The sequence below is a fragment of the Rhodovulum sp. PH10 genome (assembly GCF_000293785.1).
GTDB lineage: Bacteria > Pseudomonadota > Alphaproteobacteria > Rhizobiales > Xanthobacteraceae > Rhodoplanes.
In genome coordinates, this window is sequence record NZ_AKZI01000008.1 from 157694 (window position 1) to 181343 (window position 23650).

General features: G+C 67.8%; 20 protein-coding genes. 15 read left to right on the forward strand and 5 right to left on the reverse strand.

The window, feature by feature from the left end:
- The first annotated feature begins 79 nt into the window (after positions 1-79).
- The gene (locus A33M_RS01865; RefSeq protein WP_008382784.1) at positions 80-973 is read left to right on the forward strand and encodes an alpha/beta fold hydrolase; all 894 of its coding nucleotides are present in this window, start codon (positions 80-82) and stop codon (positions 971-973) included.
- Positions 974-1349: 376 nt separating this feature from the next.
- Entirely contained in the window at positions 1350-2780 is a 1431-nt protein-coding gene (locus tag A33M_RS01870) for a L,D-transpeptidase family protein (protein ID WP_202801758.1), read from the forward strand.
- 330 nt (positions 2781-3110) lie between these two features.
- On the opposite strand, the gene A33M_RS01875 is transcribed toward A33M_RS01870, so the two are convergent.
- Positions 3111-4325: a urate hydroxylase PuuD gene (locus A33M_RS01875; RefSeq protein ID WP_008382787.1), complete on the reverse strand. Its 1215-nt coding sequence runs from the start codon at positions 4323-4325 to the stop codon at positions 3111-3113.
- A gap of 401 nt (positions 4326-4726) precedes the next feature.
- On the opposite strand from A33M_RS01875, the gene urtA reads away from it, so the two are divergent.
- From urtA to ureG, 12 genes are all read left to right on the forward strand, one after another.
- Positions 4727-5968: an urea ABC transporter substrate-binding protein gene (urtA, locus tag A33M_RS01880; RefSeq protein WP_237718248.1), complete on the forward strand. Its 1242-nt coding sequence runs from the start codon at positions 4727-4729 to the stop codon at positions 5966-5968.
- 179 nt (positions 5969-6147) lie between these two features.
- On the forward strand, positions 6148-7806 hold the full coding sequence (gene urtB / locus A33M_RS01885) for an urea ABC transporter permease subunit UrtB (protein ID WP_008382790.1): 1659 nt from the start codon (positions 6148-6150) through the stop codon (positions 7804-7806).
- Positions 7807-8173: 367 nt separating this feature from the next.
- Entirely contained in the window at positions 8174-9319 is a 1146-nt protein-coding gene (gene urtC / locus A33M_RS01890; RefSeq protein ID WP_008382791.1) for an urea ABC transporter permease subunit UrtC, read from the forward strand.
- 5 nt (positions 9320-9324) lie between these two features.
- Positions 9325-10077, forward strand: coding sequence for an urea ABC transporter ATP-binding protein UrtD (gene urtD, locus A33M_RS01895; protein ID WP_008382792.1), 753 nt, complete (start codon positions 9325-9327; stop codon positions 10075-10077).
- Positions 10078-10348: 271 nt separating this feature from the next.
- Complete coding sequence (gene urtE, locus A33M_RS01900; RefSeq protein WP_008382793.1) at positions 10349-11044, forward strand: urea ABC transporter ATP-binding subunit UrtE; 696 nt, start codon at positions 10349-10351, stop codon at positions 11042-11044.
- Between the two features lie 121 nt (positions 11045-11165).
- Positions 11166-11906, forward strand: coding sequence for an urease accessory protein UreD (locus tag A33M_RS01905; protein WP_202801759.1), 741 nt, complete (start codon positions 11166-11168; stop codon positions 11904-11906).
- Between the two features lie 276 nt (positions 11907-12182).
- A complete protein-coding gene (locus A33M_RS01910) occupies positions 12183-12485 on the forward strand; it encodes an urease subunit gamma (protein ID WP_008382795.1) in 303 nt (100 codons plus the stop codon).
- 55 nt (positions 12486-12540) lie between these two features.
- A complete protein-coding gene (locus A33M_RS01915) occupies positions 12541-12846 on the forward strand; it encodes an urease subunit beta (protein ID WP_008382796.1) in 306 nt (101 codons plus the stop codon).
- A 74-nt stretch (positions 12847-12920) separates the two neighbouring features.
- The gene (ureC, locus tag A33M_RS01920; protein WP_008382797.1) at positions 12921-14630 is read left to right on the forward strand and encodes an urease subunit alpha; all 1710 of its coding nucleotides are present in this window, start codon (positions 12921-12923) and stop codon (positions 14628-14630) included.
- A 66-nt stretch (positions 14631-14696) separates the two neighbouring features.
- Positions 14697-15227, forward strand: a complete 531-nt coding sequence (locus A33M_RS01925; RefSeq protein WP_008382800.1) for an urease accessory protein UreE — start codon at positions 14697-14699, stop codon at positions 15225-15227.
- The gene (locus A33M_RS01930; RefSeq protein ID WP_237718249.1) at positions 15133-15930 is read left to right on the forward strand and encodes an urease accessory protein UreF; all 798 of its coding nucleotides are present in this window, start codon (positions 15133-15135) and stop codon (positions 15928-15930) included. The genes A33M_RS01925 and A33M_RS01930 overlap by 95 nt, the downstream gene beginning before the upstream one ends.
- Positions 15931-15965: 35 nt before the next feature.
- Positions 15966-16580 carry an urease accessory protein UreG gene (gene ureG, locus A33M_RS01935; protein ID WP_040618930.1) on the forward strand — a complete coding sequence of 205 codons (615 nt, stop codon included), beginning with the start codon at positions 15966-15968 and terminating at the stop codon, positions 16578-16580.
- Positions 16581-16600: 20 nt separating this feature from the next.
- On the opposite strand, the gene xdhC is transcribed toward ureG, so the two are convergent.
- The 3 genes from xdhC to xdhA are packed head-to-tail and all read right to left on the reverse strand — an operon-like array spanning position 16601 to position 21424.
- On the reverse strand, positions 16601-17581 hold the full coding sequence (xdhC, locus tag A33M_RS01940; protein ID WP_008382806.1) for a xanthine dehydrogenase accessory protein XdhC: 981 nt from the start codon (positions 17579-17581) through the stop codon (positions 16601-16603).
- Positions 17582-17586: 5 nt separating this feature from the next.
- Positions 17587-19956, reverse strand: coding sequence for a xanthine dehydrogenase molybdopterin binding subunit (xdhB, locus tag A33M_RS01945; RefSeq protein WP_083850254.1), 2370 nt, complete (start codon positions 19954-19956; stop codon positions 17587-17589).
- Positions 19943-21424 (reverse strand): xanthine dehydrogenase small subunit, encoded by a 1482-nt coding sequence (gene xdhA / locus A33M_RS01950; protein ID WP_008382809.1) that lies wholly within the window; start codon positions 21422-21424, stop codon positions 19943-19945. The genes xdhB and xdhA overlap by 14 nt, the downstream gene beginning before the upstream one ends.
- 121 nt (positions 21425-21545) lie before the next feature.
- On the opposite strand from xdhA, the gene hydA reads away from it, so the two are divergent.
- Positions 21546-22955 (forward strand): dihydropyrimidinase, encoded by a 1410-nt coding sequence (hydA, locus tag A33M_RS01955; protein WP_040618866.1) that lies wholly within the window; start codon positions 21546-21548, stop codon positions 22953-22955.
- Between the two features lie 61 nt (positions 22956-23016).
- Here hydA and A33M_RS01960 read toward each other — a convergent pair whose 3' ends face one another.
- On the reverse strand, positions 23017-23622 hold the full coding sequence (locus tag A33M_RS01960; RefSeq protein ID WP_008382813.1) for an HdeD family acid-resistance protein: 606 nt from the start codon (positions 23620-23622) through the stop codon (positions 23017-23019).
- Positions 23623-23650 lie beyond the last annotated feature (28 nt).

The window sequence follows — 23650 nt, forward strand, 5'->3', positions numbered from 1 at the left end:
CGGCGGCCGAGGCCCGGCCGAGGCCGCCCCGCCCGACCTCCGCAGGGGCGGTACTCCAGCGGCGGGCATGGGGAATGAAATGCCCGATATCGGGGCGAACGGCATTCGGATCGCCTACGACACGTTTGGCGACAGAAGGTTGTCGGCACTCCTGCTGGTTGCCGGAAGCGGGGCCCAGCTGACGTTCTGGGACGCCGAATTCTGTGAGATGCTGGCGAGAGCCGGTCACTTCGTCATCCGGTTCGACAACCGCGACGCCGGCCTCTCGACGAAATTCGACGCGGCCGGGACGCCGGACATCTCGGCGGTGGTGACGGCCGTCAGAGAAGGCAGGCGGGTGGAGCCGCCCTATTCCCTCGACGACATGGCGGACGACGCGGCCGGCCTGCTCGACTCCCTCGGGATCGGGGCCGCGCATGTCTGCGGCGCCTCGATGGGCGGGATGATCGCTCAAATCGTCGCCTGCCGGCATCCGCACCGGGTCTCGAGCCTGACCTCGATCATGTCGAGCACGGGCAATCCGGGGCTTCCGCACGGCCGGCCGGAGGCGATCGCCGCCGTCCTGGCGCCGGCGCCGTCGGAGCGTGAGGCCTATGTCGAGCACAACCTCGCGGTCTGGCGGGCGATCTGGAGCCCCGGGTTTCCGTTCGAGGAGGCGCGCGCCCGGACGTTTCTGGCGACCGGCTACGACCGGTCCTTCTGTCCGCAGGGCATGGTGCGCCAGAACGTGGCGGTGATCGCCTCCGGCGACCGACGACCGGCGCTTTCGTCGATTGCCGCTCCGACCCTGGTGATCCACGGGTCCGCCGATCCGCTGATCCCGGTCGAGGCCGGCGAGGATACCGCCCGGACCATACCGGGGGCGGAGCTGCTGATCGTCGAGGGCATGGGGCACGACATGCCGACCCCGGTGTGGGAGCGGATGGCCGCCGCCATCGCGCGGAACGCGAAGAGAAGCTCGTCGGGTCACTGAAGAACGATCGTCCCGGCCGTGTCGGCGGCTCCGGCGGCTCCGGCGGCTCCGGTCGGCGGCCGACGCGGCGGTGCAAAGGCTCGCTTTTGCGGCGATCCGTTAACCCGATCGCAACCAATCGGCACCAGCGTCGAACCGTCCCGCCGCACGGGCGACGCCACGCCGTCGCCGGCCGACGCCGGACCCGACCCGCTGCCACGGATAAACCACAACTCCGCGCTAACGGGTCGATCGGTATGGGGTTTTCTGGGGGGAGTGCCTCTTGATCCGTGGTTCGGCCGTGGTCCGCGCGCTCATGGCGTCGGCGGCGATCGCAGTGTCGGTCGCGCTGGCGGGGTGCCAGACGGACGGGATTTCCGGCATCCCGAGCAAGGCCATGCAACCGCTCTCGCGGGAGATGAAGGCGACCCTCGCCGCCAAGAGCATGCCGATCGAGTCGCCGATCCTGGTGCGCATCTTCAAGGAGGAGGCCGAGCTCGAGGTCTGGAAGCAGACCAGCTCCGGCCGCTACGCCCTCCTGAAGACCTACCCGATCTGCCGCTGGTCGGGCGCGCTCGGCCCGAAGATCAAGCAGGGCGACCGCCAAGCGCCGGAAGGGTTCTACGCCATCACGCCGGGCCAGATGAACCCGAACTCGAGCTACTATCTCGCGTTCAATCTCGGCTTCCCGAACGCCTACGACAAGGCCAACGGCCGCACCGGCCAGTTCCTGATGGTCCATGGCGACTGCTCGTCCGCCGGCTGCTACGCGATGACCGACGAGCAGATCTCGGAAATCTACTCGCTCGGCCGCGAGGCCTTTCTCGGCGGCCAGAAGAGCTTTCAGGTGCAGGCCTATCCGTTCCGCATGACGGCGGTGAACATGGCGCGCCACCGCGACAGCCCGCACATGGCGTTCTGGCGGATGATCAAGGAAGGCAACGACCATTTCGAGGTCACCCGGCAGGAGCCGAAGGTCGACGTGTGCGAGCGCCGCTACGTGTTCGACGCGACGCCGGTCTCGGGCGACTTCGATCCTGCCGGCCGCTGCCCGGCCTATCAGGTGCCGGCCGAGATCGCCTCCGCGGTGAAGGCCAAGGAGGACCGCGACGAGCACCTGTTCGCGCAGGCGGTGTCGCAGGGCATCCGCCCGGTCGCGGCGCGCAACGACGGCGACGGCGGCATGCATCCGAGTTTTTACGCCAAGCTCGACACCTCCGACACCTTCGTCGCCAACGGGCGCACGGTGGCCAAGTTGCCGCCGAGCGAGCCGGGCGGCAAGGCGACGCTGGTCTACATGCCGAAATACGAGCCGGTCGCCTCGCCGGCGGTGAGCGTCGCCTCGGCCGACCACTCGGCGAACTTTTTCGGCTCGCTCTACGACAGCAAGGGCGAGAGCAACGCCGCGCCGCAGGCCGCGCCTGCCGACGCCGGGTCCGGCGGCTCGGACGGCATGGGCAAGGTGAAGGGCTGGCTCGGCTTCGGCCAGAAGCAGCAAGGCGCTCCGGCCGCGCAGGCCGAGCCGGCCGCGGTCGCGACCCGCGCCGCGCCGACCCCGCGCCCGGCGCCCGCACCCGTCCGGTCGAGCGGCCCCGCGCTCGCCTCGACCTCGTCGCGCCCGGCCAACGGCGCGATCCGCCCGGCGCCGGCCCGCCCGCAGCAGGTGCAGACCCAGGCGCCCGCAAAGCCGCAGGTGGCGACGGCGCAGCCGAATTCCGACGCTCCCGCGGCCGACGCCGGCTCCACCGCCTTCACCGGCAGCACGCTGATCAGCGGCGCCCAGCCGGTGCGCTCCTCCTCCAGTTTTGCGAACCGCTGGGGTTTTTGACGGGGGCTCACCCGCTCCTGGCCGTGTGCCCTGGCGTGCACACATCGCTTCGGATGCATGCATCCGTCATGCGCGGGCTTCGACCCGCGCATCCATCAAAATTGAAAATGTCTCTGTTTTCGGTGCGATGGATCGCCGGGTCGAAGCCCGGCGATGACGGCGGAGAGCCTGGCGATCCCGCGGCTCTCACTGAAACACCGAGCATTTTGAACCTGTGTGCATGCCGGAGCGCGAGCGGGAAGAGGTGAAGGCCCGATGTGCCCTCCTGCCTCGCGACGCACTCCTACGGCGCGCTCCTCTGGACGAGGTGCGACTCTGTCACCACGACATTCACTCCGGCGCGCCGGCGGCGAGCCAGGCGGCGAGGAGGCGGCGCTCGTCACCGGTCATCTCGGTGACGTTGCCGGGCGGCATCGCGCTCGAATGCACCGCCTGAACCGCGATCATCCGCGCATGCCGGCGGATTTCGTCCGGCTCGTCGAGCCGCACGCCCTTCGGCGCGTGGGCGAGGCCGGCCCACACCGGCTCCTTGGCGTGGCACATGCTGCAGCGTGAGATCACGACGTCGCCGACCTCGGCAAAGCTCGGCGTCGCCGGCAGCGCGCCGGTGTCGACGTCGACCCCGCGCGGTCCCGCCATCGACAGCGCCACGATCGCCGCGACACCGGCCGCCGCTACCCCCCAGGTCCACCACGGGCTGCCCTTGCCGGCGTGCCGGGTGTTGAAGAAGTGGCGGATCACCGGGCCGATCGCGAGCACGATCGCGACCATCAGCCAGTTCCAGCGGGTCGCGAACACCAGCGGATAGTGGTTCGACAGCATCAAAAAAACGACCGGCAGCGTGAGATAGTTGTTGTGCACGCTGCGCTGCTTGCCGATCGCGCTCCAGCGCGGGTCCGGCGTCTCGCCGGCGATCAGCGCCGCCACGGTCTTCTTCTGATGCGGGATGATCACCACGAACACGTTCGCCACCATGATGGTGCCGATCAGCGCGCCGATCTGGGTGAGCGCACCGCGCCCGGAAAACACGTGGGTGAAGCCGAACGTCACTGCGACCAGAAACACGAAGCCGACCAGCGACAACGCCAGCTCGTGCCGGCCGAGCGGCGAGCGGCACAAACCCTCGTAGGCGAGCCAGGCGACGGCGAGCGTGAGACAGGCGAGCCCCGCCGCCTGCGGCGCGGTCAGCCGCATCACCGCCGGGTCGATCAGGAAGAGGTCGGCCTGCATGTAGTAGACGACGACCAGCAGCGCAAAACCGGACAGCCAGGTGGCATAAGCCTCCCATTTGAACCAGGTCAGCTCGTCCGGCATCCGCGCCGGCGCCACCACGTATTTGAGGATGTGATAGAAGCCGCCGCCGTGCACCTGCCAGGCGTCGCCGGCGACGCCCGCCGGGCGCTCGGGCCGCGCCTTCAGGCTCAGATCGAGATGGATGAAATAGAACGAGCTGCCGATCCAGCCGATCGCCGCCACCACGTGCAGCCACCGCAGCACCGCACTCAGCCACTCGACGAGCACCAGCTCGAAGACCGAGAACTCCACGTCCGGCACCTTTCGCGTCAGGGGAATCGCGTTCGAGGTCGGGGGTCGACCGGGCTCCCACCATGGCAGACTGCCCGATCCGACGACAAGCCGATCCGTTCGGCGGCGCCCCGGTGAAAATTTGGGCAAACGGCGCAGGATGCGGGCGTCTCCCCGCCCGGTCCGAAGGCGCCGCGCCCCTTCGGACTTGTCCGTATTCTCCCGGCGGCACGGGATGCACGGAGGCGACCTGCCGGGCAGGGCGGCCGCCCGCCGCCTTGGCACGCTCCTTGCGATTTCGGAACCACGGCCGCTCGGCCGCCGCTGGCACGAGGAATCACAGGGGAGTGACGATGCACGCACCTCTTCGGACGGGGAGACGGCCTTTCGGCCGCATGCTCGCCGCCTTCGCGGGAGCCGCGATGAGCGTTTGCGCGGCGGCGCTGCCGGTCCAGGCGCAAGCGCAGGACACCATCAAGGTCGGCGTCCTGCATTCGCTGTCCGGCACCATGGCGATCAGCGAGACCACGCTGAAGGACGTGATGCTGATGCTGATCGACGAGCAGAACGCCAAGGGCGGCCTGCTCGGCAAGAAGCTCGAGGCGGTGGTGGTCGATCCCGCCTCCAACTGGCCGCTGTTCGCCGAGAAAGCGCGCGAGCTGATCACCAAGGACAAGGTGGCGGTGGTGTTCGGCTGCTGGACCTCGGTGTCGCGCAAATCCGTGCTGCCGGTGTTCAAGGAGCTGAACTCGATCCTGTTCTATCCCGTCCAATACGAGGGCGAGGAGAGCGAGCGCAACGTGTTCTACACGGGTGCTGCGCCGAACCAGCAGGCGATTCCGGCGGTCGATTATCTGATGAAGGAGGAGGGCGTCGAGCGCTGGGTGCTGGAAGGCACCGATTACGTCTATCCGCGCACCACCAACAAGATCCTCGAGGCCTATCTGAAATCGAAGGGCGTGAAGGCCGACGACATCTCGATCAACTACACCCCGTTCGGCCATGCCGACTGGCAGACCCGCGTCGCCGAGATCAAGAAGTTCGGCTCGGCCGGCAAGAAGACGGCGGTGGTGTCGACCATCAACGGCGACGCCAACGTGCCGTTCTACAAGGAGCTCGCCAATCAGGGCGTCAAGGCGACCGACATCCCGGTGGTCGCCTTCTCGGTCGGTGAGGAGGAGCTCGCCGGCATCGACACCAAGCCCTTGGTCGGTCACCTCGCCGCCTGGAACTACTTTCAGTCGATCGACACGCCCGAGAACGCCGCGTTCATCGAGAAGTGGAAGGCCTTCACCAAGAATCCGAAGCGCGTCTCGAACGACCCGATGGAAGCCCACGTGATCGGCTTCGCCATGTGGGTGAAGGCGGTCGAAAAGGCCGGCACCACCGATCCCGACAAGGTGATCGCCGCGCTGCCCGGCACCACCGCGCCGAACCTCACCGGCGGCACCTCGGAGATGCTCCCGAACCATCACATCACCAAGCCGGTGTTCATCGGCGAGATCCGCGACGACGGCCAGTTCGACGTGGTGTGGCAGACCGAGGGTTTGGTGCCCGGCGACGCCTGGTCGAACTATCTCGAGGGCTCGAAGGACCTCGAGGCCGACTGGGTGAAGATGAAATGCGGCAACTACAACACCAAGACCGAGAAGTGCGGCGGGTGAGCCGGCCCGGCGCCGCATTCACTTCTCCCCGCGCGCGGGGAGAGGTCGACGTCCGCGCTCGCGCGGATGTCGGGTGAGGGGGCTTCGCGGTCCTCTCACCGACGTCTCGAACCGCCCGTTTCACCGTCTCCTCGCCGTCCGGGAGGCCGTGACCGGCCCGATATCTCGGGAACCGTTTGATGTCGATCATCCGCTGGCTCGTCGTCCTGTCGTTCGCCGTGGGCGTGCTGCTGGCCGCTCCGCCGGTCGGCGCCGCCCCCTACGAGGACGCGCTGGCAAATCTTTCCGGCAAATCCTTCAAGCAGACCGAGCAGGCGATCGACGCGCTCGGCGCCTCCGCCGACGAGCGTGCGGCCCCGGTGCTGCGCGCGCTGCTGGACGGCCGTCTGTCCTACGATCCCGCCGGCGCCCGGCTGGTCGTCGAAGGCGCCGACGGCGCCCTGCGCGATGCCATGACCGGCGACGTGATCACGTCGTCGCCGGCCGATCTCGATCGCATCCGCATCAACAACCGCCTGCGCCGGGCGATCGCCGCCGCGCTCGGCACGCTGACGCTGCGCGCCGCCGACCCGGCCCGCCGCCGCGCCGCCGCCGAGGCCGTCTACAAGTCGCGTGACGCCGGCTCGCTCGAAGCGCTCGAGGCGGCGCTCGCCGCCGAGACCGATCCCGGCGTGAAGCAGGCGATGACCGAGGCGCGCGCCGCCATTCTGCTGGACGCCCGCGACACGCCGGATCTCGATCGCCTCGCCGCGATCGGCGTCTTGCGCGCACGCGGGGATCAGAGCGCGCTGGCGCTGCTGACCTCGCTGCCCGACGACACGCCCGACACCGTGAAGCGCACCGCGGATGCCGCGGCCGACGCCATCCGCAGCGACCTGAAGCTGTGGGAGGCCGGCCAGAATACCTGGTACGGCGTTTCGCTCGGCTCGGTGCTGCTGCTCGCCGCCATCGGCCTCGCCATCACCTTCGGCGTGATGGGCGTGATCAACATGGCGCACGGCGAGATGGTGATGCTCGGCGCCTACACCACCTTCGTCGTGCAGGAGGTGATCCGGCAGCAAAAATTCTCGCTGTGGATCCCCGGCACCGACATCGGCACCACGCTGCCGCTACCGTTTCCGGTGTCGCTCGACTGGTCGCTGCCGATCGCGGTGCCGCTCGCCTTCCTGGTCACCGCGCTGATCGGCATTTTGATCGAGCGCAGCGTGATCCGCTTCCTCTATGGCCGGCCGCTGGAGACGCTGCTCGCCACCTGGGGCTTGTCGCTGGTGCTGCAGCAGGCGGTGCGCACGGCCTTCGGCCCGACCAACAAGGAGGTGAGCAATCCCTCCTGGATGAGCGGCGCGTTCGAGATCGGCCATCTCGTCATCACCTACAACCGATTGTGGATCGTCTGCTTCTCGCTCGCGGTGTTCGCGACGCTCCTGTTGATGCTGCGCTTCACCCGACTCGGCCTCGAGATGCGCGCGGTGACGCAGAACCGGGCGATGGCGGCGTCGGTCGGCATCCGTACCGGGCGGATCGATGCGCTCACTTTCGGGCTCGGCTCCGGCATCGCCGGCATTGCCGGGGTGGCGCTGTCGCAGATCGACAATGTGAGCCCCAATCTCGGCCAGGGCTACATCATCGACTCCTTCATGGTTGTGGTGTTCGGCGGCGTGGGAAATCTGTGGGGCACGCTGGTCGGCGCCTTCACGCTCGGCATCGCCAACAAGTTTCTGGAGCCGTTCGCCGGTGCGGTGCTGGGAAAGATCCTCATCTTGGTGCTGCTGATCCTGTTCATCCAGCGCCGTCCGCGCGGCCTGTTCGCGCTCGCGGGAAGGGCGGTGGAGGCATGAGGACACCCGTGTCGCTTTTCCTGTCCACGCTGCGCGGACATCGGTTCGGCGAGAGCGAGCCACGGCCTCCGGTTCCCTCTCCCGCACTCGGGCATGCACGCGTCGTCTCGGATGCATGCAGCCGTCATGCGCGGGCTTCGACCCGCGCATCCATCGCAATCAGAAGGTGTCTTTGTTTTCGGTTTGACGGATCGCCGGGTCGAAGCCCGGCGATGACGGCGGAGAGCTTGTCGACCTCCGTTCCTCTCACTGAAACACTCGGCATTCTGCTCTCGTGTGCATCTCATGGCTCTCCCCTCGTGAGAGAGGGGCGGATGCTGCAGGGCTCTGCTCCGGTCCTTTCGCGGGCGCATGGAAGGATGTTGCCGTGACCACCCGTGCGCTCGATCGCGGCACGCTCGCCTTCCTCGCCCTCGTGCTGGCGGTGGCGATCGTGATCCCGGTGCTCAATCTCACGACGCCGGAGTCGGCCGCGCTGCACGTGCCGACCTATCTCGTCTCGCTGTTCGGCAAGTACGTCACCTTCGCGCTGCTCGCGCTGTCGATCGATCTGATCTGGGGCTTTTGCGGCATTCTCTCGCTCGGCCACGGCGCCTTCTTCGCGCTCGGCGGCTACGCGATGGGCATGTATCTGATGCGCCAGATCGGTTCGCGCGGCGTCTATGCCGACCCGATCCTGCCGGACTTCATGGTCTTCCTGAACTGGAAGGAGCTGCCGCTCGCCTGGTGGGGTTTTTCATCCTTCCCTTATGCCATGCTGATGGTGCTTCTCGTGCCCGGCCTGCTCGCGCTGGTGTTCGGCTGGTTCGCCTTCCGGAGCCGCGTCACCGGCGTCTACTTTTCCATCATCACCCAGGCGATGACCTACGCGCTGCTGCTCGCCTTCTTCCGCAACGATTTCGGTTTCGGCGGCAACAACGGCCTCACCGACTTCAAGGACATTCTGGGATTCAACGTGCAGTCGGACGAGACGCGCGCAGCGTTGTTCGCCGCCTCCTGCCTCGCGCTGGCGCTGGGTTATCTGATCTGCCGCGCGCTGGTCGCCTCGAAGTTCGGCATGGTGTTGGTGGCGATCCGCGACGCCGAGGCGCGCGCCCGCTTTCTCGGCTACCGGGTCGAGGCCTACAAGGTGGTGGTGTTCACCGTGTCCGCCTGCATGGCGGGCGTCGCCGGCGCGCTCTACGTGCCGCAGGTCGGCATCATCAATCCGAGCGAGTTCTCGCCGGCGAACTCCATCGAGGCGGTGATCTGGGTCGCGGTCGGCGGGCGCGGCACGCTGGTCGGCGCGGTCGTCGGCGCGATTCTCGTGAACTACGCAAAGACCACCTTCACCAGCGGGCCGCTCGCGCCATACTGGCTCTTTCTGCTCGGCGGGCTTTTCATCGTCGTGACGCTGCTGCTGCCGCGCGGCATCGTCGGCACGCTCGCCCATTGGCGGGCGCAGTGGCGCGCACGCCGCAAGGCCCGGCGCGGCGACGACGGGAAAGCGGTCGAGCCGCTGCCGGCGGAGTGACGCGCATGGACGCCCGCACGACGCCTGCGCTTCTCTATCTCGACGGCGTCAGCGTCGCGTTCGACGGTTTTCGCGCGCTGAACGAGCTGTCGCTCACCATCGCGCCCGGCGAGATGCGGGCGATCATCGGTCCGAACGGAGCCGGCAAGACCACCATGATGGACGTCGTGACCGGGAAAACCCGGCCCGACAGCGGCGAGGTGACGTTCGACGGCACCCACGATCTGACACGGCTCGACGAGGCGGCGATCGCGGTGCTCGGCATCGGGCGAAAGTTTCAAAAGCCCACGGTGTTCGACAGCCACACGGTGCTCGACAATCTGCGCCTCGCGCTGCGCGGCGACCGCCGGGCGAGCCGCGCGATCGTCTGGCGCGAGACCGGCGCGGAGCGTGAGAGAATCGACGCGGTTCTCTCCACCATCCGCCTCGGGGATCTCCGTGAAAATCTCGCCGGCAACCTGTCGCACGGCCAAAAACAATGGCTCGAGATCGGCATGCTGCTCGCGCAGGATTTGAAGCTCCTGCTGGTCGACGAGCCGGTCGCCGGCATGACCGACGCCGAGACCGAGCAGACCGCCGAGTTGTTGAAGATCATCAACCGCGACAAGACCGTGGTCGTCGTCGAGCACGACATGACCTTCGTCCGCGCGCTCGGCGTGAAAGTCACCGTGCTGCACGAGGGCAGCGTGATCGCCGAGGGCTCGATCGATCAGGTCTCCGAGAACGAGCGGGTGGTCGAGGTGTATTTGGGACGATAGCGAATGGTGAATGGCGAATAGCGAATGGCGAGTGGTGAGAGTGACGGCCGAGATCTCCGACCCGTCACCCTGAGGTGCTCGGCCGCAGGCCGAGCCTCGAAGGGCGACGGTGGTCGTTCATCCTTCGAGGCTCGCGACGCGAGCACCTCGGGATGACGGGGAAAATCCGTCGCAAGCCTCTGCAATCGAACTGCCCGCCTGCTCTCTCGTCTCTTCCTCTATTCGCCATTCGCCATTCGCTATTCGCCACTCGCCCGATCGAGGACATCACATGCTGTCCGTCAAAAACATCGACCTCCATTACGGCGCGGCCCAGGCGTTGCGCGGCGTGAGCCTTTCGGCAGAACCCGGAAAAGTCACCTGCGTGCTCGGCCGCAACGGCGTGGGCAAGACCAGCCTTTTGCGCGCGATCGTCGGGCGGCACGCCGTCGCCAAAGGTGCGATCGAGTGGGAGGGACAGGACCTGCGTGGCCTCTCGCCGGATCGCCGCGCCCGGCGCGGCATCGCATACGTGCCGCAGGGCCGCGAGATCTTTCCGCTGCTCACCGTGCAGGAGAATCTCGAGACCGGCTTTGCCCCGCTCGCCCGCAAGGAGCGCAGCATCCCCGAGGACGTGTTCTCGCTCTTCCCGGTGCTCGAGACCATGCTGCGCCGGCGCGGCGGCGACCTCTCGGGCGGGCAGCAGCAGCAGCTCGCGATCGGCCGTGCGCTCGTCATGCGGCCGCGCCTCCTGCTGCTCGACGAGCCGACCGAGGGCATCCAGCCGTCGATCATCAAGGACATCGGCCGCGCCATCGCCTACCTCCGCGGCCTGGGGGGGATCGCAATCATACTAGTGGAACAGTATCTCGACTTCGCGCGCGAACTCGGCGATCATTTCGCGGTGATGGATCGCGGTAGCGTCGTCTATGCGGCGAGCCGCGCGGAACTGGAAGAGGGGGAGCTGCGCCGCGCGCTGGCGCTGTGAACCCGCTGGGGGATCAGTGACGGACGCATTGTCTGGTACGGACACGCGGTCGGAGCGCGAGACGTTCGCCGCCAATCGGGCCGCCGGGCGCATCGTTCTTCGGGTCGGAATGCGCGAGGGCGTGAGCCGCCGCACCAAGGTGTTCGAGGAAGGCTCGCTGCGCGTGCGGTTTCCGGATGCCGGGCCGGACGACCTCGAGGCGGTCATCGTCAACACCTCGGGCGGCATCGCCGGCGGCGACCAGTCCGCGGTCGACATCGCGGTGGAGGAGGGCGCCTCGCTGCGCGTCACCACCGCGTCGGCGGAGAAGGTCTATCGCTCGCCCGAGGCGGAAGCGACCATGGCGGTGCATCTCACCGTCGGCCAGGGCGCGAGCCTCGCCTGGATGCCGCGCGAGACGATTCTGTTCGATCGTTCGCGCCTCTCGCGCACGATCGACATCGATCTCGCCGAGGATTCCCGCCTGCTGCTCGCCGAGGCCGTGGTGTTCGGCCGCTCCGGCATGAAGGAGCGGGTCGACGAGGGCTGGTTCTCCGATCGCTGGCGGGTGCGCCGCGCCGGCCGGCTGGTCTATGCGGAGACCATCCGGCTCGACGGCGCGATCGCCGAAACCCTGCGCGAGCCGGCGGTGACCAACAACGGCGTCGCCATCGCGATCATCCTCTTGATGCCGGCCGACGAGGCGTTCGTCGCCGCGCTGCGCCGCTGCGAGGGCTTGCACGGCGAGGTCGGCGCCTCCTCCTGGAACGGCATGACGGCGGTGCGCTTTTGTGCCCCCGACGGTGAGAGCCTTCGCGAGGACCTCACCACCGCGCTCGGCTTCGCGCTCGCCGGGCCGCTGCCGCCTTTGTGGGTGAACTGACGGGGTGGCAGCGTGCGGGCAGCCGCAGCCGTAGGGTGCGCAAAGCGAAGCGTGCGCACGGCCATCATGGTCGCGACGTCGACGTAGCGTGCGCAAAGCGAAGCGTGCGCACGTCGTCGTGGTTTCGTCCGCGTGCGCACGGCGCTGGCGCGCCTTTGCACACCCTACGACGTCGTCTCCCATCCGCACACGGGGGCTGGTCCTGGGCGGCGCCTGTTGTATGATGCCACTGCGAGACGTCGGCCGCGCGCCGGCCATCAGAGCAGTCGACGAGCCATGCATCTCACTCCCCGTGAAAAGGACAAGCTCCTGATCGCCATGGCCGCGCAGGTGGCGCGGCGGCGGCTCGAGCGCGGCGTCAAGCTCAACCATCCGGAAGCCGTGGCGCTGATCACCGACTTCATCCTGGAAGGCGCACGCGACGGCAGAAGCGTCGCCGAGCTGATGGCCGACGGCGCCGGCGTGCTGACGCGCGACCAGGTGATGGACGGCATCCCGGAGATGATCCACGACGTCCAGGTGGAGGCGACCTTTCCGGACGGCACGAAACTCGTCACCGTGCACGAGCCGATCCGGTGACCCGGATCGCCCGACGCCGAGAGCGCGGCCAGGACGTGTCTTCGAGGAGCAATCCATGATCCCCGGTGAACTGTTCGTCCAGGACGGCGACATCACCCTCAATGCCGGCCGCGAGACGGTGACGCTGACGGTGACCAACACCGGAGACCGTCCGATCCAGGTCGGCTCGCACTATCATTTCGCCGAGACCAACCCGGCGCTCGCCTTCGACCGCGACAAGGCGCGCGGCTTCCGGCTCGACATCGCTGCCGGCACCGCGGTGCGCTTCGAGCCCGGCCAGTCGCGCAGCGTCACGCTGGTCGCGCTCGCCGGCACCCGCACGGTCCACGGCTTTCGGCAGGGCGTGATGGGGCCGTTGTAGGTACGGGCGTTCTCCACGTCGTCTGACGACGTGCGAACGAACGATGTGAGCAGACTCTGGTTCGAGGTTCCGCTATGCCCGCAAGAATCTCCCGCCGTGCCTATGCCGGCATGTTCGGGCCCACCACCGGCGACAAGGTGCGGCTCGCCGACACCGATCTGATCATCGAGGTCGAGAAGGACTTCACCACCTATGGCGAGGAGGTGAAGTTCGGCGGCGGCAAGGTGATCCGCGACGGCATGGGCCAGAGCCAGGTGACGAACCGCGACGGCGCCGTCGACACCGTGATCACCAACGCGGTGATCCTCGACCACTGGGGGATCGTCAAGGCGGATGTCGGCCTGAAGAACGGCCGCATCGTCGCGGTGGGCAAGGCCGGCAATCCCGACGTGCAGCCGGACGTGACGATCGTGATCGGCCCCGGCACGGAAATCATCGCGGGCGAGGGAAAGATCCTCACCGCCGGCGGCTTCGATTCTCACATCCACTTCATCTGCCCGCAGCAGGTGGAGGAAGCTTTGATGGCCGGCATCACCTCGATGCTGGGCGGCGGCACCGGTCCGGCGGAGGGCACCAACGCCACCACCTGCACGCCCGGGCCGTGGCACCTCGCGCGGATGATCCAGGCGGCCGACGCTTTCCCGATGAATCTCGGCTTTGCGGGCAAGGGCAATGCGTCGCTGCCCGCCGCGCTGGTCGAGCAGATCGAAGGCGGCGCGTGTGCTCTAAAGCTGCACGAGGACTGGGGCACAACGCCGGCAGCGATCGACTGCTGCCTGTCGGTCGCCGACGATCACGACGTGCAGGTGATGATTCACACCGATACGCTCAACGAGTCCGGTTTCGTCGAGGACACCATCGCTGCCTTCAAAGGCCGCACCATTCACGCCTTTCACACCGAAGGTGCGGGTGGCGGCCACGCACCCGACATCATCAAGGTCGCGGGGCTGCCGAACGTGCTGCCCTCGTCGACCAACCCGACCCGGCCGTTCACCAAGAACACCATCGACGAGCATCTCGACATGCTGTTGGTGTGCCACCACCTCGACCCGTCGATCGCGGAGGACTTGGCTTTCGCCGAAAGCCGCATCAGGAAAGAGACCATCGCGGCGGAGGACATCCTGCACGATCTCGGCGCGCTCTCGATGATGTCTTCGGATTCGCAGGCGATGGGCCGGATCGGCGAAGTGATCATTCGCACCTGGCAGACCGCCGACAAGATGAAGAAGCAGCGTGGCCGTCTACCCGACGAGACCGGCGACAACGACAATCTGCGGGCGCGACGTTACATCGCCAAGTACACGATCAATCCGGCGATCACGCACGGCGTCTCAAAGCACATCGGCTCGGTGGAGCCCGGAAAGCTCGCCGATCTGGTGCTGTGGTCGCCGGCGTTTTTCGGAGTGAAGCCGGACCTCGTGATCAAGGGCGGGTCGATCGTCGCGGCGCCGATGGGCGATCCCAACGCCTCGATTCCGACGCCGCAGCCGGTGCATTACCGACAGATGTTCGGCGCTTTCGGCCGCGCGCTGACCGCCTCCTCGCTGGTGTTCGTCTCCAAGGCCGCGGTTGCGGCGAACCTTCGTGAGAAACTCGGCGTGACAAAGGAGCTGGTCGCGGTGGAGAACACGCGCAGCATCGGAAAGAAAGATCTGCCGCTCAACGATGCGATGCCGAAAATCGAGGTCGATCCCGAGACCTACGAGGTACGCGCGGACGGCGAGCTGTTGACCTGCCCGCCCGCCGAGGTTCTGCCGATGGCGCAGCGATATTTTCTGTTCTGAGCGTTGCGCTCGAGCGCGGGCGCGACGGGTGCCCACCCTTCGCGTCGCTGCGGGAGTGATGGGGACATGTCGATGTTGTGCGCGACGAAAATCATCCAGCGCGAGACGATGGTCGAGCCGAGCATCGTCGACCGGGTGGTGCTCGATGCCGACGAGCGGCATCGGCGGCGCATCGTCATGATTGGAGAGGGCGGCACCGAATTTCTGCTCGATCTGCCGGAGGCGGTCGCGCTGCGCCACGGCGACGGGCTGGTGCTGGAGGACGGCGGCGTCGTGCTGGTCGCGGCAAAACCCGAGGCTCTGGTCGAGATCACAGCCGTTTCTCCGACCGAGTTGACACGCCTCGCCTGGCATCTCGGCAACCGCCACACGCCGGTGCAGGTTGCGGTAAGCTCGTTGCGCATCCGTCGTGATCACGTGCTGGAGGAGATGCTGCAAAAGCTCGGTGCGGCAGTGACACCGATCGAGGCGCCGTTCGACCCGGAGTCGGGCGCCTACGGTCATGCCGATCATGCGGACGAGCCGGACCGGCATGCACCGTCCCACGTCGACGACGGCCATTCGCACGACCACCACCATCATGCTCACGAGCGGTGAGACCGCGCCCGGCGACGAACCCCTGCCGCCAACGGCGCTGATGCGGCTCGCGACGTGGCTGTCGCCTACCTTTCCGGTCGGGTCGTTTGCTTGGTCGGGCGGGCTCGAATGGGCGGTCGAGGCCGGCGACGTGACCGATGCCGAAAGCCTCCGTCGCTGGCTCGCCGTGTCGCTTTCGGTCGGCGGCTTCGGTTGTGATGCGGCACTGCTCGTGCACGCGTACCGCGCCGTCATGACCGCCGACGATGCAGATCTTCACGATGTCGCCGAGCTCGCATCGGCTTTGGCGCCTTCGCGTGAGCGCTACGAGGAGACGACGGCCCAGGGCGACGCGTTCGTCACGGCGGTTTCCGCTGCATGGCCGTGCGGAGCGCTGCATCGCCTTCCAGAAGTATGGTCGCGGCCGCTCGCGTATCCTGTTGCGGTCGGCGTCGCCGCCGCCGGCCACGGCATCCCGCTCCGCCCCGCGCTTCATCTGTTCGTGCATGCGCTGGTCGCCAACGCGATTTCGGCCGGGGTGCGGCTGGTGCCGCTCGGCCAGACCGACGGCCTGAAAGTGACGGCTGCGCTCGAGCCGGCGACCATCGCCTGCGCCGCGCGCGTGATGGTGACGCCGCGAGACGATATCGGCAGCGCGGCGTTTCGCGCCGACCTCGCGAGCATGCGGCACGAGACACAATATACGAGGCTGTTTCGATCGTGATCACGATCGCACTCGACGAGAACAGGAGAAAGCTCATGGCGAGCGCGAACGGGCCCTTGCGGGTCGGCATCGGTGGGCCGGTCGGCTCCGGCAAGACCGCGTTGATGGATGTTTTGTGCAAGCGTTTGCGCGAAAAATACGACATCGCGGCGATCACCAACGACATCTACACGAAATGGGACGCCGAGTATCTGGTCCGTACTGGAGCCCTCGTACCCGAGCGGATCGCCGGCGTGGAGACCGGTGGCTGCCCGCATACGGCGATCCGCGAGGATGCCTCGATGAACCTCGCGGCGATCGCAGACATGCGGAAGAAATTTCCCGCCCTCGATCTGGTGCTGATCGAATCCGGCGGCGACAATCTCGCGGCGACCTTCTCTCCGGAACTCGCGGATCTGACGATCTATGTGATCGACGTGGCGGCGGGCGAGAAGATCCCGTCCAAGGGCGGACCGGGCATTACGAGGTCCGACCTTCTGGTGATCAACAAGATCGATCTCGCGCCGCTGGTCGGTGCGTCGCTCGCCAACATGGAGCGCGACGCGAGGCGGATGCGCGGTTCGCGGCCGTTCGTGTTCACCAATCTGAAAACGGGCGAGGGCGTCGACACGGTGGAGAAATTCGTGGTGGAGAGAGGCGGGCTGTCGTGACCGGCGGTGCCGGCCGAGAATTACGTCGGCATCTGCTCGCGCCTGATCAGCAGCTGGGCGGCAACGGCGGCGGCGATCACCGGCGGCGTCTTGCCAAAAATATCGGGAATGCCGATCGGGCAGACGAGGCTCGTGATCACGTCGTGTGGAATCCCGAGCTTTTGCGCATGGCTCTCGAAACGGGCGCGCTTGGTGGACGAGCCGATCATGCCGACATAAGGAAACACGTTCCGCGCGAGCGCACGCGCCGCAATCGAATAGTCGAGCGCGTGCGCATAAGTGAGCACCAGCACGAAGGCCCCGCTCGGCGCTTCGTCTATCTCGCGCTCGGGTTCGGTCGCATGCACCGGCACCACGTTCGCCGGCACGTGCGAGGGAAACTGGTCGGCGCGAGTGTCGATCCAGCGCACCGCAAAGGGCAGTGGAGCGAGCGCCAGGATCAGAGCACGCCCGACATGGCCCGCCCCGAACACCAGAACGGGCGTGAAGGCTTCGCCGAAATTCTCCACGAACGGTGCGTCGGGTTCCGGCTTCCGGCCCGGCGGCGGCGCATCGATCGGGTCGAACGCCAGCGTGCGCGCCACGCGCCCGTCGGCACCGAGCCGGCTCACCGTGGTGAAGGGGCCGGCCGCCTCGGCCTTGGCCAGCGCCGCGACGGCCTCCTGATCACGTCGGTCGAAAATCTCCATCAGCGTCGTGACGATACCGCCGCAGCACTGTGACAGATCCGGCCCGAGCGTCCAGGTCCGCAGGCCGGCTCGCGCACCCGCCGACTTCACGCCCGTGGACGTCGCGTCCGTCGCGAGTGCCGCCTGGGCGGCCGCGAGCACCTCCAGCTCGAGCCTGCCGCCGCCGACCGTGCCGTAAAAGCCGCCGTCGGGACGCACCACGAGGCGCGCGCCGCTCTCGCGCGGCGCCGAGCCCGCGGTGCGCACCACGCTGACGAGGGCGGCCCTGCCGTGGCTCGCCAGCGTGTCGCGGATATTTGCCCAAACACCCATCCTGATCACGTTCGCGATGTCGCATTCGACACGAGTGTCGCGAAAGCCGTCGCCGCATCGAACGGACCGATCGCGGTCACGATCGCCTCGGGGGTCGCCGGCGCGTCGAGCAGCACGCCGCGGCCGGGGCTCGCCGCCTCCACCGCATCGGCGATCGCGGAGAACACCGAGATCGCCAGCATCAGCGGCGGCTCGCCGACCGCCTTGGATCGGTAGATCGTGTCCGCGCGGTTCTCGTCGTCGAACAGCGCGACGCGAAAGTCCGCCGGCACGTCGGAGGAAACCGGAATCTTGTAGGTCGAGGGCGCGTGCGTGAGCAAACGGCCGGCGGCGTCGTAGACCAGCTCCTCGGTCGTGAGCCAACCCATGCCCTGCACGAAGCCGCCCTCGATCTGGCCGATATCGAGCGCCGGATTGAGCGAGCGCCCGACGTCGTGAAGGATGTCCACGCGCAGCACCTTCGTCTCGCCCGTGGTGACGTCGATCGTCACCTCGCTGCACGCTGCGCCCCAGGCATAATAGAAGAACGGCCGCCCCTTTCCGCGCGCACGATCCCAATGCAAGTCGGGCGTCTTGTAGAAGCCGGTCGAGGAGAGCGAGACGCGCGCGGCGTGGGCCTTCTTGGCGAGCTCGCCGAATTCGAGGCGGCGGTTGCCGGCAACGACGTGATCGTCACGAAACACGACGTCCTCCACCGGCACGCCGAACGTTTCCGCGGCCACGGCCGCCATTCGCGCCTTGATCGTGCGGGACGCGATCTGCACCGCCATGCCGTTGAGGTCGCTGCCGGAGGAGGCGGCGGTGGGCGCGGTGTTGGGCACCTTGTCGGTCGAGGTCGGGGTGATGCGCACGCGCTCGAGCGCGATGCCGAACTCTTCCGCGGCGACTTGTGCCACCTTCTGAAACAGGCCCTGGCCCATCTCGGTGCCGCCGTGATTGAGATGCACCGAGCCGTCGCGATAGACGTGAACGAGCGCGCCCGCCTGATTGAGCGGCGTCAGCGTGAAGGAGATGCCGAATTTCACGGGCGTCAGCGCGAGGCCACGCTTCAGGATCGGCGACGTTTCGTTGAACGACGTGATTGCGGCGCGGCGCGCGCGATAGTCGGAGGTTCGTTCCAGCTCCTCGATCAGCGCGAGGCCGGTGGAGAAATCCTCCACCGTCTGTCCGTAGGGCGTGACGTGGCGGCCTTCGGAATAGAAGTTCGCCTTGCGCACGTCGAGCGGATCACGTCCGAGCCTGCGGGCGATCGCATCGATCACCCGCTCGATCGCCAGCATCCCTTGCGGGCCGCCAAAGCCGCGGAACGCGGTGTTGGACACGGTGTCGGTTCGCACCCGCCGCGTGTCGATGCGGAAGGCCGGGAGAAAGTACGTGTTGTCGGCATGAAACATCGCACGGTCGACGACGCCGGCCGAGCAGTCGGCCGAGCAGCCGCAGCGCGCCGCCAGCATCAGATCGAGCGCGGTGATGCGCCCGTCGGCGTCGAAACCGACCGACCAGTCGGCGCGAAAGTCGTGACGCTTGCCGGTGAGCGCCATGTCGTCGTCGCGGTCGAGCCGCAGCTTGCACGGGCGACCGGTGAGGCGCGCCGCGACGGCGGCGATCGCCGCCCATTGGCTGCCCTGCGTCTCCTTGCCGCCGAACGCGCCGCCCATGCGGCGGATCTCGCAGGTGACGAACGCCTCCGGTACGCCGAGCACGCGCGCGACGATCTCCTGCACCTCGCTCGGATGCTGGGTCGAGGCGTGCACCAGCATGGCGCCGCTCTCGCCGGGGCTCGCCAGCGCGATCTGGCCCTCGAGATAAAAGTGCTCCTGACCGCCGATATGCATCGTGCCGGTCATCTGATCAGAAGATGCGGCGATGACGGCGCCAGGGTCGCCTTCTACGAAGGCATAATCCGGCAGCACGCGCTCGCCGCGGGCAAGACCCTGGTCGATGGTGATCGCGGCCGGCTCGGCGTCGATCTCGATCGTTGCGAGGCGCGCCGCGCGGCGTGCGGCGTCGCGGGTTTCGGCCGCCACCGCGAACACCGGCTGGCCGTGATAGATCACGTGCGTCTCGGCGAGCATCGGCTCGTCGGCGAGCGTCGGGGCGATGTCGTTCGCGCCCGGAATGTCGGCTGCAGTGATCACCGCGACGACGCCGGGAAACGCCTTCACCGCACTCAGGTCGAGGGTTACGATCGTGCCGCGCGCGACGGCTGCGCGGCCGACCGCGAGGTGCAGCGTGCCGCGCGGCTCCGGCAGGTCGTCGATATAGGGGGCCGCGCCTTGCACGTGCAGGCGCGCGCTGTCGTGCGGCAGCGGCTGTCTCACGTGCCGCAGCGGCGGTTCTGGCACGCAGGATTCCGGCATATCAAGGCGCGGCATGAAAAACCTCCGCGCGCGGTTTTACCCGCGTTCTCGTGGTGGGGGTCCCGGCCATCTCGGCCAAGCCCTTGACGATCAGATTACCGGCCACCGTGAGGCGATAAGCGGCGCTGCCGCGCTGATCGGTCAACGGCGTAAAATCGTCGCCGAGCCTGCTTGCTGCCGTGCGCCACGTCGCGGGATCGGCGAGCCGGGCGCCGGCCAGCGCGGCTTCCACCTGCGTCGCCCGCTTCGGAATGCCGGCCATGCCGCCGAACGCGATGCGGGCGGAAGTGATCACGTCGCCATCCAGAGTGATCGCCATCGCCATCATCACGGTGGAGATATCCTCGTCCATCCGCTTGGTGATCTTGAAGGCGCGCACCAGCGTCGTCTCCCCCGGCTTCTGGATGGTGAGGTGACGCACATACTCGCCCGCCGCGCGGTCCTGCTTGCCGTAATCGATGAAGAACTCCTCGATCGGCAGCGTGCGCACCGCCATGCCCTTGCGCATCGCGATGGTGCCGCCGAGCGCGAGCAGGATAGGCGCGAGATCGCCGATCGGCGAGGCGTTGGCGATGCTGCCGCCGACCGTGCCGGCGGTGCGCACCTGAACCGAGCCGAACCGCCGCAGGATTTCCGCGATGTCCGGATCGAGCGCGCCGAGGTCTTCTGCGGCGCGTGCGAGCGGCACCGCGGCACCGAAGGTGAGCGTCGTTTCCGACTCCTCGATCATGTCGAGCCCGACCACCCGGCCGACATGCACGATCTTCGACAGTGGCATCAGCTTCTTGGTGATCCACAGGCCGACATCGGTCGCCCCGGCGACGATGGTCGCGTCGGGATGGGCGTCGAGCAGCGCCGCCAGCGTGTCCTCGCGGGCGGGGGCTGCGAAGAACGCACCGTCGTCGCCGACCAGAATGTCCTCGTCGTCGGCGATCGCCTCGAGGCGCGCGAGGCGTGCCGGCTCGTCCGCCGTGAAACGGTCGTTACGGTCGTTGCAGGCGGCGATCGCGGCGTCGACGATCGGGCGGTATCCGGTGCAGCGGCACAGATTGCCGGCCAGCACGTCGTCGATCTCGGCGCGGGTCGGCGGGGCCGACACGCGGTGGTAGTGGGCAAAGAGGCTCATCACGATGCCTGGCGTGCAGAAGCCGCATTGCGAGCCGTGCCGCTCGACGAGCGCCGCCTGCACCGGGTGCAGCGTGCCGTCGGGCGCCGCCAGATCCTCCACCGTGATCAGCTCGGCGCCGTCGATCTGGCCGAGCAGCGTGATGCAGGCGTTCACCGGCTCGTAGGCCATGGTGTCGTCGCGGCGGCGCGCCAGCACCACCGTGCAGGCGCCGCAATCGCCTTCGGCGCACGCCTCCTTGGTGCCGGTCGAGCGCTCGTCGAGCCGCAGCCAGTCGAGCAGGGTCGTGCGTGCCGAAAAATCGCGCAGCTCGACCACCCGTCCGCGGCGGACGAACCGAATGAAGTCTCTGGTCATGGGTCCTCCGAGGCGAATCATAAGTGATCGACGCGCGCGCCGGTAGACCCCACCGTTGCGCTGTTTTCCGGTTTGGACTACGGCTCGATCGTCCTTCTGCGCCTTCGGGAGCCTCGAGAAAATGTCCGACTACGATCTGTCCATCCGCGGCGGCACGGTGGTGACCGCGAGCGACACCTTTCGCGCCGATGTCGGCATCTCCGGCGGACGCATCGTCGCGGTCGCGGACCGGGTGGAGGGCGCCGCGCGCGAGATCGACGCCTCGGGGCTTTTGGTGATGCCGGGCGGCATCGACAGCCACGTCCATCTCGCCCAGCCCTCGTCCGGCGCGCAGATGGCCGACGGCTTCCTCACCGGCACGCGCGGGGCGATCGCCGGCGGCACCACCACGGTGATCCCGTTCGCCATGCAGCCGCGCGGCGAGAGCCTGCGGGCCGTCGTGCAGGACTATCATAAAAAGGCCGAGGGGCAGGCGTTCGCCGATTACGGCTTTCATCTGATCATCACGGACCCGACCCCGAGCGTGCTCGGCCAGGAGCTGCCGGCGCTGGTCGGCGACGGCTACACCTCGTTCAAGGTGTTCATGACCTATGCCGACATGGTGTTGAACGACCGCGAGCTGTTGGAGGTCTTCGAGTGCGCGCGCAAATGCCGGGCACTGGTGATGGTCCACGCCGAAGGCTACGACGCGATAAAATTCATGACCGAGCGGCTGGAGCAGGCCGGCAAGACGGCGCCCTATTATCACGGCGTGTCGCGGCCCGAGATCGTCGAGCGCGAGGCGGCGCACCGGGCGATCAGCCACGCCGAGCTGATCGACGTGCCGCTGATGATCGTCCACGTCTCGGGCCGTGAGGCGATGGAGCAGATCCGCTGGGCGCAGAACCGCGGCATGAAGGTCTATGCCGAGACCTGCCCGCAATATGTCGCGCTCACCGCCGACGACATGAAGGGCCTCAACATGGACGACAGCGGCGGCAAGTATGTCTGCTCGCCGCCGCCGCGTGATCACGAGAGCCAGGAGGCGATCTGGCAAGGGCTGCAGCAGGGCGTGTTCAAGACCTTCTCGTCCGATCATTGCCCGTTCATGGACACGAGCGAAGGGAAGCGCAACCCGCAGGCGCGCACCTCCTTCAAATGGGTGCCGAACGGCATTCCGGGCGTCGAGACGCGCATGCAGGTGTTGTGGGGGCTCGGGGTCGACAAGGGCCGGATCGGCATGAACGAGTTCGTCGCGCTCACCTCGACCAACCACGCAAAAATGTACGGGCTCTATCCGAAGAAGGGCTCGATCGCCGCCGGGTTCGACGCCGACATCGTCTTGTGGGACCCGAACAAGAAAGAGACCATCCGCCAGGAGCTGATGCACGGCGCCTGCGACTACACGCCCTACGAAGGGCTCGAGGTGCGCGGCTGGCCGGTGATGACGATCCTGCGTGGTAAGCCGGTGTGCGAGGAGGGAAAGATCCTCGGCGCGCCGGGCGACGGCGGCTTTCTCGCCCGCGCGATCTCGCCCTACGCCTCGAAGTGAACGGCTCTCGGTCCGGGGCGCACTGCCCCGGACCGGCGGTCTCGTTTCGGTGGCCGGCCCGTCACGCCGCCTGCGGCGTGCCGTGGTCGCGGTCGCGCATGGAGCGCAGGCGCAGCGCCCAGGTGACGTAGACGATGCCGGAGACGATCGCATAGGCGGCGATCAGCCAGACGATCGCCAGCGCGCCGGCGACCGGCAGTGCCATCAGCACCAGGCCGAACAGCACCGACAGCACGCCGGAGACGATCAGCAGCCACTCGTGCTCGATCTCCTTGCGCAGCTGGATCGCGGCGACCACCTCCATAACACCGGTGACGATCGACCAAGCGGCGATCAGGAACAGCAGCACCAGCGCCACCGCGGCCGGGAAGACGAAGGCGACCAGCCCGAGCAGGATGCCGAGCGCGCCGGACAGCACCAGCCACCAGCGCGCCTGGCTCGGCCCGCGGCCGGAGATCGCGGCGGCGATCGCCAGCACGCCGTCGGCCAGCACGAAGGCGCCGTAGAACAGCACGAGCGTCAGGATCGTCAGGCCCGGCCAGGTGAACGCCACCACGCCGAACACGATGGCGACGAGACCGCGCACCAGCACCACCCACCAGCGGGCGGCGAGACCTTGTCGGGTGAGCGACGCCGGCACGCCGGCCGGATCGGGAAACGCTTGCATGAAAAAATCTCCTTCGGACGTCTCGTCT

Bases quoted from the DNA above. Each gene is read 5' to 3' on its own strand.
- xdhB (WP_083850254.1), bottom strand. From the start codon at position 19,956: ATGCCGCGCCTTGATATGCCGGAATCCTGCGTGCCAGAACCGCCGCTG.
- ureG (WP_040618930.1), top strand. From the start codon at position 15,966: ATGGCGAGCGCGAACGGGCCCTTGCGGGTCGGCATCGGTGGGCCGGTC.
- urtA (WP_237718248.1), top strand. From the start codon at position 4,727: ATGAGCGTTTGCGCGGCGGCGCTGCCGGTCCAGGCGCAAGCGCAGGAC.
- ureC (WP_008382797.1), top strand. From the start codon at position 12,921: ATGCCCGCAAGAATCTCCCGCCGTGCCTATGCCGGCATGTTCGGGCCC.
- A33M_RS01915 (WP_008382796.1), top strand. From the start codon at position 12,541: ATGATCCCCGGTGAACTGTTCGTCCAGGACGGCGACATCACCCTCAAT.
- A33M_RS01870 (WP_202801758.1), top strand. From the start codon at position 1,350: ATGCAACCGCTCTCGCGGGAGATGAAGGCGACCCTCGCCGCCAAGAGC.
- urtB (WP_008382790.1), top strand. From the start codon at position 6,148: ATGTCGATCATCCGCTGGCTCGTCGTCCTGTCGTTCGCCGTGGGCGTG.
- A33M_RS01910 (WP_008382795.1), top strand. From the start codon at position 12,183: ATGCATCTCACTCCCCGTGAAAAGGACAAGCTCCTGATCGCCATGGCC.
- A33M_RS01930 (WP_237718249.1), top strand. From the start codon at position 15,133: ATGCCGATCATGCGGACGAGCCGGACCGGCATGCACCGTCCCACGTCG.
- hydA (WP_040618866.1), top strand. From the start codon at position 21,546: ATGTCCGACTACGATCTGTCCATCCGCGGCGGCACGGTGGTGACCGCG.
- A33M_RS01925 (WP_008382800.1), top strand. From the start codon at position 14,697: ATGTCGATGTTGTGCGCGACGAAAATCATCCAGCGCGAGACGATGGTC.
- A33M_RS01865 (WP_008382784.1), top strand. From the start codon at position 80: ATGCCCGATATCGGGGCGAACGGCATTCGGATCGCCTACGACACGTTT.
- urtE (WP_008382793.1), top strand. From the start codon at position 10,349: ATGCTGTCCGTCAAAAACATCGACCTCCATTACGGCGCGGCCCAGGCG.
- urtD (WP_008382792.1), top strand. From the start codon at position 9,325: ATGGACGCCCGCACGACGCCTGCGCTTCTCTATCTCGACGGCGTCAGC.
- A33M_RS01960 (WP_008382813.1), bottom strand. From the start codon at position 23,622: ATGCAAGCGTTTCCCGATCCGGCCGGCGTGCCGGCGTCGCTCACCCGA.
- xdhC (WP_008382806.1), bottom strand. From the start codon at position 17,581: ATGGGTGTTTGGGCAAATATCCGCGACACGCTGGCGAGCCACGGCAGG.
- xdhA (WP_008382809.1), bottom strand. From the start codon at position 21,424: ATGACCAGAGACTTCATTCGGTTCGTCCGCCGCGGACGGGTGGTCGAG.